We start from the raw sequence: 13,363 nt of genomic DNA on the forward strand, positions 1-13,363 counted from the left end.
ATGGACACACCGCTGGTGTACCAGTTGTCTTGCCAAAGGCATCGCTGGGTAGCTATGTGTGGACGGGATAAGTGCTGAAAGCATCTAAGCATGAAGCCCCCCTCAAGATGAGATTTCCCATAGCGCAAGCTAGTAAGATCCCTGAAAGATGATCAGGTTGATAGGTCAGAGGTGGAAGCGTGGCGACATGTGTAGCTGACTGATACTAATCGATCGAGGACTTAACCAAATTTTAAAAGCGTAAGCTTTACTCAGCAAACTGTTATCTAGTTTTGAGAGAACAATCTCATATAAAATGTCTAGTGATAATGGCGAAGAGGTCACACCCGTTTCCATGCCGAACACGGAAGTTAAGCTCTTTAGCGCCGATGGTAGTTGGGACTTTGTCCCTGTGAGAGTAGGACATCGCTAGGCATTTTTATTTTGCTTTTTTATCATCGCGGGGTGGAGCAGTTCGGTAGCTCGTCGGGCTCATAACCCGAAGGTCGCAGGTTCAAATCCTGTCCCCGCAACCAACTAATTATTATTGAAATACAGGTCTGGTGGCGATAGCGAAGAGGTCACACCCGTTCCCATACCGAACACGGAAGTTAAGCTCTTTAGCGCCAATGGTAGTTGGGACTTTGTCCCTGTGAGAGTAGGACGTTGCCAGGCAATGAATAAGACCCTTATGAGCCTCTTATAAAAGAGCATAGGGGTTTTTTATTTGAAATATTCTATTATAAGTAATGAAAATAACGCTTATCAAAGCGCTTATATAGATTTTTTTGGAGGATTAGCTCAGCTGGGAGAGCACCTGCCTTACAAGCAGGGGGTCGGCGGTTCGATCCCGTCATCCTCCACCAGTTTTTCGAGCCATTAGCTCAGTTGGTAGAGCATCTGACTTTTAATCAGAGGGTCGAAGGTTCGAGTCCTTCATGGCTCATTTTAAGAAGCGCCCGTAGCTCAATTGGATAGAGCGTTTGACTACGGATCAAAAGGTTAGGGGTTCGACTCCTCTCGGGCGCGCCATGAACGGGAAGTAGCTCAGCTTGGTAGAGCACTTGGTTTGGGACCAAGGGGTCGCAGGTTCGAATCCTGTCTTCCCGACCAGAAGTATAATATTACCTTAGCTCAGTTGTTTAGAGTAGAAGGTTTATCATTCTAACATCGGAGGAATACCCAAGTCCGGCTGAAGGGATCGGTCTTGAAAACCGACAGGGGTGTCAAAGCCCGCGGGGGTTCGAATCCCTCTTCCTCCTCCATTTATTTTTATCATCATTGCGGATTCAAATCCCGTCATGACTGCCACTTTTTATAGGGGCATAGTTTAAAGGTAGAACTACGGTCTCCAAAACCGTCAGTGTGGGTTCAATTCCTACTGCCCCTGCCAATTTAGATACATATGAGGATTATGGGCCTATAGCTCAGCTGGTTAGAGCGCACGCCTGATAAGCGTGAGGTCGGTGGTTCGAGTCCACTTAGGCCCACCAGTATAACAAACAGTTAAGTTAAACTTAAAAAACAATCATGGCCCGTTGGTCAAGTGGTTAAGACACCGCCCTTTCACGGCGGTAACACGGGTTCGAATCCCGTACGGGTCATCGAAAGAGCAGTTTGCATTTGCAAACTGCTCTTTTATTTATGTTAGATAACTACAGATTTTGATTGAGGCTGTATAAAATTCTAATGTGAAAACTTTAAAATTTTTGAGTCTAATCTCTTAAATTTGAACATAACGATACTAGTACTTTAAGAATAACACTAGGATAACGTGCTATAATGGATGAAACTGAATACTAGGGGTAATGAATAATGGAGGAATTAAAGCGAAAAAACCAAGGTGCTGCGGAACTAGACGAAAAGGGATTTAAGTGGATGCGTTTCGTCAGCTTCTTTATGATTGTGAACCTCATTTTCACCGTAGCTTTAGTAGCAGTTGTTCTAATAGTTCCACAAATTCAAGAAACTTTTCAATGGGTAGCATTTGGTGTATATGGGTTTACAGTTCTTTATCTCATCTTTATGCGTGAAGTAGCCTTTAAAAAGACATATGGTTCTTTAGCAGTTTGGATGCGGACTGTATGGAATTTTAGTTTTATTGCTAGTGCGTTTGGGGCCATTAGCATGTTTATAGGGAACACTCACTGGACTTTATTTTAAAGGAATCTGTCTTCTTGTGTTGAAAGTGAAAGTAAGGGAGGAATTTATATGAATCCATATGAACAATTACAATTAAACAAAGAAGTAGAAGCGATTGCTAAACAACGAATTGAAATTCATAAACAGCGAATAAAGCTATCTGAAGAGTTAGAGCAAGACTTTGATAATACAGAGCTCCAAAATAAAATTATTGAGTTAGAAGAAGAAAGTCAAAAACTAAAGAAAAAGAGTGAAGCTTTACAAGCTAACTATTAAACATCCTCTCAGGGTGTTTTTTTAATCAACGTATTTTAAAAAAACTGTGATTTTATTGAAGCTATAAGCTTGATTATGAACAAACTGTTGAGTCACTTATTTTGTCAGGACGTCCAATAAAATTAGGAAATGAAGAAAACTTTACTTCCTTGCCTCGTATACTTTTACCTTATTGTAAAATGTCTCTTTCTTCATGCCTACTTCTGATTTAAAAGAAAAAGTGGAAGATAAAATACAGTCCAAGACAGAGTAGCTGCATTCGAGTATGTAGTTTGGCTATGCTTTGAATGGGATTCACAATGCTAATTCTAAATAAGTTTGCTTTGATCCCCATGTAGACTACATTTAAAAGGGAAGCACCTATCAAGAATATGAGATAAAACGTTGGAATAGCCAATAATGTTATAATAATAAACGAGTTGGTATAAAGGAGTTGGTACTATCACCATACAAAATCTTATTGACTTAAAAGATTTAGAATTGCCATTTGTTTTTTATTATGACGGGGATTTCGTACGTCAATCAATTAAAAATGGAACGAACATACTAGAAAGATATGATTACGTCGGAGAAGCTGAATTAGAATTACTTCAAGAAACTGGATTTATTGAAATTTGTATAGAGGGTTATGGTGGGATGAGAATAGGTGATAAAATTGATGTCTCTGTTGGTAATTTAGAAACTAAAAATGTTACCGAACCATTTGTTTTAGAAAAACTTGATAAGCGATTTTATTTTTTAATACCCTTTCATCCTTATTGGGTGAGTACAATGGAAGATGGGGGTATCCTCATCTCATATTCTATAAAAAGTGTACTAAATATGACTACTTATAGTTCTGAAACAGTACGTTTTCATAAAGATATTCTATCTAGCTCAACTGTATATTAAAATAAATATAGTAGCTTAATCTATTGCTTGTTAATATGCCGTTAGATATGTATCTTTTTAGAAAAAAATAAAATAACTTACTGAAATAGTCTTTATATAGAGCAGAACAAGCAGATTCTTAATTATTAAGAGCCTGCTTGTTTTACTTTATACCCAGCATTAGATTCTTTATTTAACAGCTTCTTTAAATTCTTTTCCTGGCTTAAAGGCTGGAGCCTTTGTAGCATCAATAAATTCAGCTTTATTCATATCTAAATACCTCATTCCTTACTGTGTATAGTCTGTGTAGACAAAAAATATATCATAGTTTCCTTATAAGGATCAAACCTATGCTCTTTTAAATGCATCTGCTAGAAAACTCTAAAAAAAGTTAACATTGCATGTTTTGTTTCCTTTTTGTTAGGGAAATGGAAATAAAAGAAAGATAAAAATGATTAAAAATGAGGAGAAGGAGTGTCAAAAAGTGGTATATAGTCAAGTAGTAAGAAAACCTGAGTTTCAACAAGCGGAATCGGAAGGGTTAAATGAAGCCATTCACGAGTACATAACTCGTCGTACACGTCACAATGCACCGGTTGTGGATGCGCTTCGATATATTATGACCATTGAACATAAACATGAACGCATGCAGGTAGCAGCAGAACTGTTCGGATCAGCTATTCAGCGTGTAAAAGATCAAGATATTATTCAATATCTAAAAAAATGCGGAAGCTACAAAAGAATTTCTGATACGATGGAATAAAAACGTTTTCTTTGAAAAAGCGCCTTTAATGAGAGGGGGCTTTTTTTGTTTCCGCCATTTAAAAGCGAGGGTAAATACATAGAATTCTTCCAATTTGTGCATAGTAAATGAAGCAGAATTAATTGAGGAAGAGACAGAGTTGTGTATCTGACTGCGGGGGCGAATGTTAAGGTCTAGAATAAAGTCTTCATTACAGATACCCACTCTTGAATAAATGAAGATTTACGTATGTATCCCTAGCAGGAGGTTTAGTGCATGAGTCAAGAAATACCGTTAAGTTCAAGTGAAATTGCTACTCTTTGGATGACCTATCAGCAAAAAACAATGACCCAAAGAATTTTGGAATATTTTATTGCACAGGCAGAAGATGACGGGGCAAAGGAAATTATGCAAGATACGCATAGGCAAGTGGTGAACTACATTGAAGATATCAAAACAATTTTACAGAATGAAGGGGCTTCCATACCAGTGGGATATACAGAAAAAGATGTAAATATAGGCGTTCCTAAGCTCTATGATAAGATGTTTGATATTATGTTTCTTCGCCTTTTAAAAGAAATTAGTATGGGGCTACATACGCTTCATTTAACCATGTCCTACAGAAAAGACATAATCTCTCTCTATAAAGAACTTACCGCTTTCACGCAAAGTGGCTATGACAAATGTGTAGATTATCTTCAGGATAAAAACGTGCTTCCAAGGCCTCCAGCTGTTTCCGTACCTAAAAAAGCGAAGTTTGCTGAAGGCACAGATTACATGAATGGAAACCATTTATTTTCGAGTAAACGGGCATTAAATACTGTAGAGGTAGCACATATTTATTACGCAATTGAAAGCAACATTTTTGGCATGCAAATGATCACAGGGTTCGCTCAAGTAGCAAGTAAGCCTGAAGTGAAGAAGTACTTTGTAAAAGGAAAAGAGCTGGCTAAAAAAATTGTAAGTGATTATAGTAAAATTCTTTTGGAAAGCGATATTCAGACGCCTGCGACGTGGGGAGCGAAGGCGACCGAGTCAAAAGTAGCACCCTTTTCAGATAAACTAATGATGTACTGCGTGAGTTTATTCTGCAGTTTCGGACTAGGAAGCAACGCTTTAGGCACTGCGTTTAGTTTACGTGGAGATCTTCCTCTTACTCTTGTCAGTACCGCCAAAGACATTTTAACATACGGGCAAGACGGGGGAAAAATCATGGCTAAAAACGGATGGCTTGAAGAACCGCCAAGTATGGAAGACCGAAATGATTTGATTAAATAGAAAAGCATAATACATTACGAAAACTTCTTTTTTTGAAAGAAGTTTTTTCTTTTGCATAAAAAATGTCGTTATTTGTTCGTTTAACGGTTTGTTTTTTGAATAAAAAGGATATATAAACTATAAATTTACAATTTTATACTAAAAAAGGAGGGTGTTGCATATGAAGTGGTACATAAAAGTGTTGAAAAATTACGGGACGTTTTCGGGCAGAGCAAGCCGAACTGAATACTGGATGTTTGTATTGGTCAACTTTGTTATTTCATTTATTCTTTCTTTCATTCAGTTCTTTATTGATAAGCCTCTTTTTTTGCCGGTAATCTACTCGCTATTGATTGCAGTCCCTTCGTTAGCGGTAGGAGCAAGAAGGCTCCACGATACGGGAAAAAGCGGATGGTGGCAGCTCATTACATTAGTTCCATTAATCGGAAGTATTTGGCTGATTATTTTATTCTACCAGCCTAGCGATCCAAAAGAGAATCGTTTTGGTACAACGGCTAAAGTAGCATAAATAGAACTCCCCCTTACACAAGGGGGAGTTTTTTAGTGCACAGGTTCTACTATAGCACCATCATACGCCGATTGGTAAATAGCTCGGATGTCTTTTTCAAGAAGAGGCAAAGGACTGCGAGCGAGAATTCGTTTTTGCTGGACGCCATCTTCTGTCAGCTTTTGAAGGGCACTTTCTGGAATATCAAATCCGCGAAGGGTTTGAGGAATGCCTACGTCTTCGACAAGTGACTGCAGCTGTTTTACACACTGATAAGAAGCTTCTTCTGTTGATAAAGAGTTAGCGTTTCCGCCCAGTGCTTCAAAAATATCTCGCATCTTTTCCACACAGCTGCTGCGTATGTAACCCATCACATATGGAAGCAATACGGCGTTCGATTCACCGTGTGAAATATGAAACTGTCCACCTAACGGATAAGCAAGCGCATGAACACCAGCAACACCAGCGTTAAAAAAAGCAAGGCCCGCTAAATAGCTTCCGTAGCTCATCTGAGTTCGCGCTTCTTTATCTTCGCCATTTTCTACAGCTGTTCGCAAAGAAGAGCTAATCATGCGTATAGCCTTTAGTGCTAAGGCATCGGTTGCTGGATTTGCATTTACTGATACATAAGCTTCAACGGCATGAGTTAATGCATCAACCCCTGTAGCCGCCGTTACTTTAGAAGGCACGCTTAGCGTAAGCTCAGGATCTACAATCGCAGCGTCTGCAAGCAAATAGTCGTGGGTCACAACGTCTTTGGTGCTTTCAAGAGATAATACAGAAATATTCGTTACTTCTGAGCCCGTGCCGGAAGTTGTGGGAATTAAAATTTTAGGAAGACCTTTTTTTGAAATTTGTTTTGTACCAGTTAAGTTCAAGTATTCTTCTACAGCGCCGTCGTGAACGGCTAAAACGGCCGTAAGTTTTGCTAAATCTAATGCGCTGCCGCCGCCAACCCCAATGACTAAATCAAATTTTCGGCTTTTTGCGTAGGATACGAGTTTTTCACCGAGTGCTAAAGGCGGTTCTGGTGCCGTATCTGCGTATACATCTACTTCGTATCCATTTTGGATAAGAGGAGCACTCACTTTATCTACAAGTCCAATGTCTTTTAAAACAGGATCTGTGACAATTAAAATATGAGCAGGGTGATATTTTTTTACTTCCGGAAGCAATTGCTGAAGTGATCCCCATCCTGTATAGCTAAGAGGGGTAAAAACTAGTTTTGACACAGTCATTTTTTTATCCTCCTATAGGCACTGTTTTGTTGGAGGTTTCAAAGATGTGGTTTTGCTTCTACGTATATTATAATGAAGTATCGCAAATTTTTCATTGAATACAAATTAGCTGTCACGAAAAAATTGAGCTTTACTTCACAGAGGCAAAGGATGAGGAAATGTTGAGATACGTAACAAAAGAATTAGCTCAGAAAATTGTGTGTAGAACGATGGAGATTATTGATTGCAACATTAACGTGATGAACGAAAAAGGAGTCATTATTGGTTCGGGTGACAAAAAGCGAATGAATCAAATCCACGAAGGAGCGTTGAGGGTATTAAAAAGCGGCAGTTCCTACGAAATTACTCAACAGCAGGCTGACTCGCTGCGCGGGGCCAAACCGGGCGTGAATTTCCCTATTTTCTTTAACGGAGAAATTGTTGGAGTCGTGGGATTAACAGGACTGCCAGAACAGATTCGTAATTACGGAGAACTCGTGCGCATGGCGGCTGAAATGATTTTTCAAGAAATGATTTTAATAGAGGAAATTCAATGGGATGAGCGATTAAAAGAAGAGGTGGTTCATCAGCTTCTTCAGCAAGAAGAGCCGTTTGACTCTTTATTTTTTGACCGAGCGAACCGCTTTGATATTAATTTATACCTTCCACGAGTGGCACTGATTGTTACAGCGGACAATCGCCATGAAGTTATGAAGCTTGTAAAGAAATACATAGCTAACAATGACCTATACGCTATGCTTCCAGACGGAGTGGTCATATTAAAATCTACAGAAGCAGGCAGCGCTAGCAGCTATGCGGAACAGATGGAAAAACAGCTTCGGGCGTCTGGTATGGTGTGTAAGTTAGCGGCAGGATCTGTTCAAGCTGACTTTAAAGGCCTTCATGTATCTTATCAGCAGGCAAAAGATACGCTTGCTGTCGGCTCAAAGCTTCACCCAGAAGCTGTTTTCTACTGCTATTCGGATTATCAAATTCCCGTGCTGTTACGTCAAAGCGCCGGTTTTCAAGAAAATCATGAACTGTTGCATCACTATGAAAAGCTGAAGGAATACGATAAGAAAAAAGAACTTATCGAAACGTTAACGGTCTACATAGAAGAAAATGGCGAAGGAAGCACGGCAGCTAAAAAGCTTTTTATACATCGAAATACGCTAAGCTACCGTCTAGATAAAATCCAAAGCATTACGGGAAAAGATCCAAGAAAAGTCAAAGACCTTCTTGAACTATATGTAGCGCTACTGCTATCTAAAATTTCATAACTGTGCACGTGCATAAAAGATCTTGCGATAGTGAGGTCTTTTTCTGTTGAAGTGACTAATGAAAGAATATAAGATAGCGCTTACAATTAACATTAGGGACAGGAGAAATAAGAAAGGGGATGGCTTTATGGACGTTCAAGTAAGCGCGTTAGGCGCGATCTGTGCATTAGTAATTGCTATTATATTAATCTTAAAGAAAGTGGCTCCCGCATACGGAATGATAGCCGGAGCTTTAATTGGAGGATTGATTGGCGGAGTTAATATTGCTGATACCGTTAATTTAATGATTGAAGGGGCACAAGGCATCATTCCCGCAGTGCTGCGGATTCTTGCAGCTGGTATATTGGCCGGGGTATTAATAGAATCGGGTGCTGCAGCGGTTATAGCAGAAACCATTGTAAAAAAACTAGGAGAAACAAAAGCGCTTTTAGCTCTAGCGCTAGCCACACTCATTCTTACGACAGTAGGTGTGTTTGTTGATGTGGCTGTGATCACAGTGGCGCCTATTGCTTTAGCCATTGCTAAACGTACGGGTATGTCAAAGCCTGCTATTTTATTAGCAATGATTGGAGGAGGAAAGGCAGGAAATTTAATGTCTCCTAATCCTAACGCTATTGCTGCTTCGGATGCATTTAATATTCCGCTTACATCCGTGATGGCTGCAGGAATTATTCCCGCTGTATTTGGCGTAGCGGTCACTTATCTAGTAGCCAAACGATTAGTGAAAAAAGGAACAATGGTTCAAGCTGAAGAAATAGATACAGTGGATGCAAGTAGCTTGCCGCTGTTTTTAACAGCCATCATAGCACCCATTGTTACCATCGTGCTGCTGGCGCTGCGACCGCTTTTTGACCTTAATATTGATCCAATGGTTGCGCTTCCTGTAGGAGGAATTGTTGGTGCTATTGTGATGAAAAAAGGAAAACAGCTTAATACATATGCTATTTCTGGATTAGGAAAAATGTCAGGTGTAGCCATTATGCTACTTGGAACGGGGACATTAGCAGGTATTATTGCTAACTCCCAGCTAAAAGACGTTATTATTCAAGGCTTGTCTGCCATTGGATTGCCCGCTTATGTTTTAGCTCCGGTTTCAGGTATTTTTATGTCAGCGGCAACCGCTTCGACAACGGCAGGAACAGCAGTCGCAAGCCAAGTTTTTGGATCGACAATTTTAGAGCTAGGCGTTTCTGCTTTAGCCGGAGCTGCTATGGTTCATGCCGGAGCGACCGTACTTGATCACCTCCCGCACGGAAGCTTTTTCCACGCAACGGGCGGAAGTGTAAATATGAAAATAAAAGAACGTTTAAAATTAATCCCTTACGAATCGCTTATTGGACTCATTATGGCAATTGTATCCACGCTGATATTTGGTGTATTAAAGCTATATGGCTAAAAACTAAAAGGAGTGTTTACGCATGAAAATTGTGATTGCACCGGATTCATTTAAAGAAAGCTTAACAGCTCTGAACGTTTGTGAAGCGGTTGAAAAAGGAATAAGAACTCATTTTCCTAACGCGGAGATTAGTAAAGTACCTATGGCAGACGGAGGAGAAGGAACCGTTCAGTCGCTTGTGGACGCGACGGGCGGACAAATCATACAAGCTAAAGTAACGGGACCTTTAGGTAAAGAGGTGGAAGCTTTTTATGGAATTCTTGGAGACGGCAAAACGGCTGTTATTGAAATGGCAGCCGCTTCAGGCCTTCATCATGTTCCGGTGGATAAACGCAATCCGCTTATCACAACAACGCGAGGAACCGGTGAGCTCATTCTCAAAGCATTAGATCAAAAAGTAAAGCATATCATTATTGGCATCGGAGGAAGTGCTACAAACGATGGAGGAGCCGGTATGGCAAAAGCTTTAGGGGCAAAGCTTCTTGATGCTAACGGAGCAGAAATGAAAGAAGGAGGCGGCAGTTTAAACCAGTTAGCTGCTATTGATCTGACAAACTTGGATTCCCGGCTTGCTGAAGTCAAAGTAGAAGTGGCTTGCGATGTAGACAATCCGTTAACGGGTGAAACCGGAGCATCTGCGGTATTTGGCCCTCAAAAAGGCGCAACTCCTGATATGGTTAAACAGCTTGACCGTAATCTAGCTCATTACGCAGCAGTTATTGAAAAAGAAATGGATATTCATATTCAGAACGTTCCTGGTGCTGGGGCGGCAGGAGGAATAGGAGGGGGCCTGCTGGCATTTTTATCTGCGGAGTTAAACCCAGGTGTAGACATTGTCATTGAGGCAACTCAGCTAGAAAGTTATATTAAAGATGCTGACCTTGTCATTACTGGTGAAGGAAGAATAGATGGACAAACCATTTACGGAAAAACCCCCATTGGCGTAGCAAAAACAGCAAAAAAGCATAGCGTTCCCGTGATAGCGATAGCAGGGAGCATTGGAACGGGAAGCGAAGCTGTATATGAACACGGTATTTCTGCGTTATTCAGCGTCGTGCCCGGAGCGGTCGATCTATCAGAAGCACTGGAAAAAGCCGGTGAAAACATTGAAAGAACGGCTAAAAACGTAGCGTCAGTTATACGCTTATGCATCAAGTGAAGGAGTTACAGTTTTTATTGTTCTCTTTTTAATAAATGGTAAAAGGTCTCTTCCATCAGAAGAGGCCTTTTTTTCGTTTAGTGCTGAAGTAAGCTGCTATCATTCTTTTAAATTTTATATAGGAAATAGAACTAAACGTTTTCTGAAGCGTCATAGTGAGTAAGCAGTTCTAAAGGTTCTCTCGCATTCTCGTCGGCTTACTAACTGCTACTTATGGAAAGGAGAGGTTAACGTGGAAAAAAAGTTTAGGTTCTTGAGAATTTTACGAAACGTGATAGTAGCTATATTGGGGATATGCATCATATGGATTGTAACGAATCAAGTAATGACGGCAGTGGAAAAGAAAAAGTATCCGCCTATTGGTCAATTAGTAGAGGTTGATGGCAGAGATATTCATGTATATACAAAAGGTAGAGGGGAAAATACGATTGTACTACTAAGCGGGTTGGGAACGACTGCGCCTGCACTGGATTTTGAACCGTTAGTAAATGAACTGTCGAAGGATAATAAAGTTGTGGTAGTAGAACCATTTGGATACGGGTGGAGTGACATTACGAATAAAAAACGGACGGTAGAAAATAGTGTAAGTGAAATGAGAGAAGCTTTGCAAAAATCGGATATAAAAGGTCCGTATATATTAATGCCGCACTCAGTTTTTGGCGTGTACAGCATGTATTACGCTAATAAATATCCAGATGAAGTAAAAGCAATTATTGGAATAGACCCTACGTTGCCAAAAGCGCTGGATTATTTTAAAGAAGAAGCGCCGAATATACCAAGTTTGATGAGTGTTTTAGCGCCAAGTGGACTTGCTCGCTTAGCCCTGCTTACTAGCCCTGATCAGTATCTACCGCTAGCCGAAGAAGGAACGTATACAACAACAAATTTAAAAATGACAAAAGCAATATCCAGCTGGAAAGGCTACAACAAAAACGTCATTGATGAAGCAAAAGAACTGAACAACAATATAAATAAAACTCTCGATATGTCGTTTCCTTCAAAAATGCCCGTAATGATTTTTACTAGAAAAATAGATAAAGAAGAAAAAGAAGGAAAATCGAATATTACGTTTTATCAAAACCAATTAAGTTACGTATCATCGCAAAAACTAGTCGTTTTACAAGGTCATCACTATTTACACTGGACGAAGTACAGAGAAATGAGCAAATATGTAAATGGTTTTATAGATACATCTATTAATTCAAGTATAAAAAATAAAGTGTATCCTAGAAAAGGAGCCCCGAACCGTAGGTCTCCTTTTTCTTTTACAGGAAAGAATTAAATATGGTTTATTAGTTTTACAGTCGTAAATGCTATAATTAACCAATCGTTAAATTGATTTACATATAGAGGAGGAAAAACATGATTAAAGCCGTCATTTTTGATTTAGATGGGACATTATTAGATCGAGACAGTTCACTGAAGCTTTTTATTCAAGATCAGTACGAGAGATATAGTGAAGAACTAGCACTCATACCGAAGCAAGAGTACACATCTAGATTTATTGAGTTAGATCAGAAAGGCTACGTATGGAAAGATAAAGTATATGAGCAGCTTTTGACTGAATATGATATTCCAAGTTTAACGTGGGAAGGGATGCTAGATGATTACCTTCACTATTTTCCAGCTCACTGCGTTTCGTTTTTACATATGGAGGATGTACTAAAAGAGCTAAAGAAAAAAGGGTTGTTACTAGGCATGATCACAAATGGTTTTACGGACTTTCAGTGGATGAATATTAAAGCGCTTGGAATTGATCACTATTTTGATACTATACTTGTTTCCGAGCAAGAAGGCATTAAAAAGCCGCAAAAAGATATCTTTTTGCGAGCGTTAAAAGCGCTCGATGTGTCGGCTGAAGAAAGTGTATATATCGGGGATCATCCAGAAAATGATGTGCTTGGCGCAAGAGGCGCAGGTATGCATGCTGTATGGAAAAAAGACGTTTTCTTTGACGGAAGTTTCACAGATTCGTATGTAATAGAGGATTTAAAAGAGCTGTTAAACGTTATTAATGAGTTTCAAGCATGCTGATGGGAAAAGGGGAAACACGATGAAAGCCGAAGTTCGTCTATTGACTGATGAAGATCTTAAAGAAGCAGCAATCATCTATACAAACGTTTTTAGTGGGTCACCGTGGAACGAGCCTTGGAGTATAAACACTGCTTATGCTCGTTTATACGATATCAGTAAAACTCCAGGTTACATAGGGATAGGTTACTTTCATAGTGAAAATAATAAACTCATAGGATTTATAGTAGGAAATGAAGAACAGTGGGCGAACTATAAGACGTTTTATGTAAATGAAATTTGTGTGTTAAGCAACACTCAGCAAACTGGCGTAGGAACGAGTCTTTTATCTTTCCTTAACGAGTTACTTATACAAAAAGAAGTGAAAGAAGTCTATGTGTCTACTGAAAGAGGCCAAGGCAAACCAGAACGTTTTTTTGAAAAGAACGGTTTTGTTACTCATGAATCTCGTATACTGATGACAGTGAATGTAGATTAAATATAAGTGGATGGGTGTAGGGGATCCG

Annotated in this window: 13 protein-coding genes, 9 tRNA genes and 3 rRNA genes; 24 read left to right on the forward strand and 1 reads right to left on the reverse strand. The window is 39.6% G+C overall.

Going from position 1 to position 13,363, the window contains the following annotated elements; genetic code table 11:
- The 18 genes from AC0KUU_RS06315 to AC0KUU_RS06400 all read left to right on the forward strand — a co-directional run.
- A 23S ribosomal RNA gene (locus tag AC0KUU_RS06315) occupies positions 1-229 on the forward strand; the annotation flags it as partial.
- Between the two features lie 69 nt (positions 230-298).
- Positions 299-414: ribosomal RNA gene (gene rrf, locus AC0KUU_RS06320) — 5S ribosomal RNA — on the forward strand.
- A gap of 24 nt (positions 415-438) precedes the next feature.
- Positions 439-515 (forward strand) — tRNA-Met (locus AC0KUU_RS06325).
- Positions 516-538: 23 nt separating this feature from the next.
- Positions 539-654, forward strand: a 5S ribosomal RNA gene (gene rrf / locus AC0KUU_RS06330).
- Between the two features lie 115 nt (positions 655-769).
- Positions 770-845, forward strand: a tRNA-Val gene (locus AC0KUU_RS06335).
- A gap of 7 nt (positions 846-852) precedes the next feature.
- A tRNA-Lys gene (locus tag AC0KUU_RS06340) sits at positions 853-925 on the forward strand.
- A 9-nt stretch (positions 926-934) separates the two neighbouring features.
- Positions 935-1,011, forward strand: a tRNA-Arg gene (locus AC0KUU_RS06345).
- A 4-nt stretch (positions 1,012-1,015) separates the two neighbouring features.
- Positions 1,016-1,092 (forward strand) — tRNA-Pro (locus AC0KUU_RS06350).
- Between the two features lie 59 nt (positions 1,093-1,151).
- A tRNA-Ser gene (locus AC0KUU_RS06355) sits at positions 1,152-1,244 on the forward strand.
- 54 nt (positions 1,245-1,298) lie between these two features.
- A tRNA-Trp gene (locus AC0KUU_RS06360) sits at positions 1,299-1,372 on the forward strand.
- A 23-nt stretch (positions 1,373-1,395) separates the two neighbouring features.
- Positions 1,396-1,472: transfer RNA gene (locus AC0KUU_RS06365), tRNA-Ile, on the forward strand.
- A gap of 39 nt (positions 1,473-1,511) precedes the next feature.
- Positions 1,512-1,583, forward strand: a tRNA-Glu gene (locus AC0KUU_RS06370).
- Positions 1,584-1,794: 211 nt separating this feature from the next.
- On the forward strand, positions 1,795-2,142 hold the full coding sequence (locus AC0KUU_RS06375; protein WP_025753676.1) for a hypothetical protein: 348 nt from the start codon (positions 1,795-1,797) through the stop codon (positions 2,140-2,142).
- Positions 2,143-2,190: 48 nt separating this feature from the next.
- On the forward strand, positions 2,191-2,397 hold the full coding sequence (locus tag AC0KUU_RS06380; RefSeq protein WP_016766132.1) for a hypothetical protein: 207 nt from the start codon (positions 2,191-2,193) through the stop codon (positions 2,395-2,397).
- A 480-nt stretch (positions 2,398-2,877) separates the two neighbouring features.
- Complete coding sequence (locus AC0KUU_RS06385) at positions 2,878-3,288, forward strand: hypothetical protein (RefSeq protein WP_043983110.1); 411 nt, start codon at positions 2,878-2,880, stop codon at positions 3,286-3,288.
- Between the two features lie 463 nt (positions 3,289-3,751).
- A complete protein-coding gene (locus AC0KUU_RS06390) occupies positions 3,752-4,030 on the forward strand; it encodes a hypothetical protein (protein WP_028408159.1) in 279 nt (92 codons plus the stop codon).
- Positions 4,031-4,285: 255 nt separating this feature from the next.
- Positions 4,286-5,287, forward strand: coding sequence for a DUF3231 family protein (locus AC0KUU_RS06395; protein ID WP_322552145.1), 1,002 nt, complete (start codon positions 4,286-4,288; stop codon positions 5,285-5,287).
- A gap of 160 nt (positions 5,288-5,447) precedes the next feature.
- Positions 5,448-5,795, forward strand: coding sequence for a DUF805 domain-containing protein (locus tag AC0KUU_RS06400; protein ID WP_322552144.1), 348 nt, complete (start codon positions 5,448-5,450; stop codon positions 5,793-5,795).
- A gap of 32 nt (positions 5,796-5,827) precedes the next feature.
- On the opposite strand, the gene AC0KUU_RS06405 is transcribed toward AC0KUU_RS06400, so the two are convergent.
- Positions 5,828-7,012 carry an iron-containing alcohol dehydrogenase gene (locus AC0KUU_RS06405; RefSeq protein WP_322552143.1) on the reverse strand — a complete coding sequence of 395 codons (1,185 nt, stop codon included), beginning with the start codon at positions 7,010-7,012 and terminating at the stop codon, positions 5,828-5,830.
- Between the two features lie 158 nt (positions 7,013-7,170).
- On the opposite strand from AC0KUU_RS06405, the gene AC0KUU_RS06410 reads away from it, so the two are divergent.
- The 6 genes from AC0KUU_RS06410 to AC0KUU_RS06435 all read left to right on the forward strand — a co-directional run bounded on the left by AC0KUU_RS06410 (position 7,171) and on the right by AC0KUU_RS06435 (position 13,335).
- Positions 7,171-8,271 (forward strand): sugar diacid recognition domain-containing protein, encoded by a 1,101-nt coding sequence (locus AC0KUU_RS06410; protein WP_322552142.1) that lies wholly within the window; start codon positions 7,171-7,173, stop codon positions 8,269-8,271.
- Between the two features lie 127 nt (positions 8,272-8,398).
- A complete protein-coding gene (locus AC0KUU_RS06415) occupies positions 8,399-9,667 on the forward strand; it encodes a GntP family permease (RefSeq protein ID WP_102813940.1) in 1,269 nt (422 codons plus the stop codon).
- A 22-nt stretch (positions 9,668-9,689) separates the two neighbouring features.
- A complete protein-coding gene (locus AC0KUU_RS06420; RefSeq protein WP_322552141.1) occupies positions 9,690-10,826 on the forward strand; it encodes a glycerate kinase in 1,137 nt (378 codons plus the stop codon).
- A gap of 325 nt (positions 10,827-11,151) precedes the next feature.
- Complete coding sequence (locus AC0KUU_RS06425; RefSeq protein WP_322552472.1) at positions 11,152-12,108, forward strand: alpha/beta fold hydrolase; 957 nt, start codon at positions 11,152-11,154, stop codon at positions 12,106-12,108.
- A gap of 80 nt (positions 12,109-12,188) precedes the next feature.
- Positions 12,189-12,860, forward strand: a complete 672-nt coding sequence (locus tag AC0KUU_RS06430) for an HAD family hydrolase (RefSeq protein WP_162214420.1) — start codon at positions 12,189-12,191, stop codon at positions 12,858-12,860.
- Positions 12,861-12,879: 19 nt separating this feature from the next.
- On the forward strand, positions 12,880-13,335 hold the full coding sequence (locus AC0KUU_RS06435; RefSeq protein WP_322552140.1) for a GNAT family N-acetyltransferase: 456 nt from the start codon (positions 12,880-12,882) through the stop codon (positions 13,333-13,335).
- Positions 13,336-13,363: the final 28 nt, after the last annotated feature.

Source organism: Priestia sp. ST2, assembly GCF_055810735.1.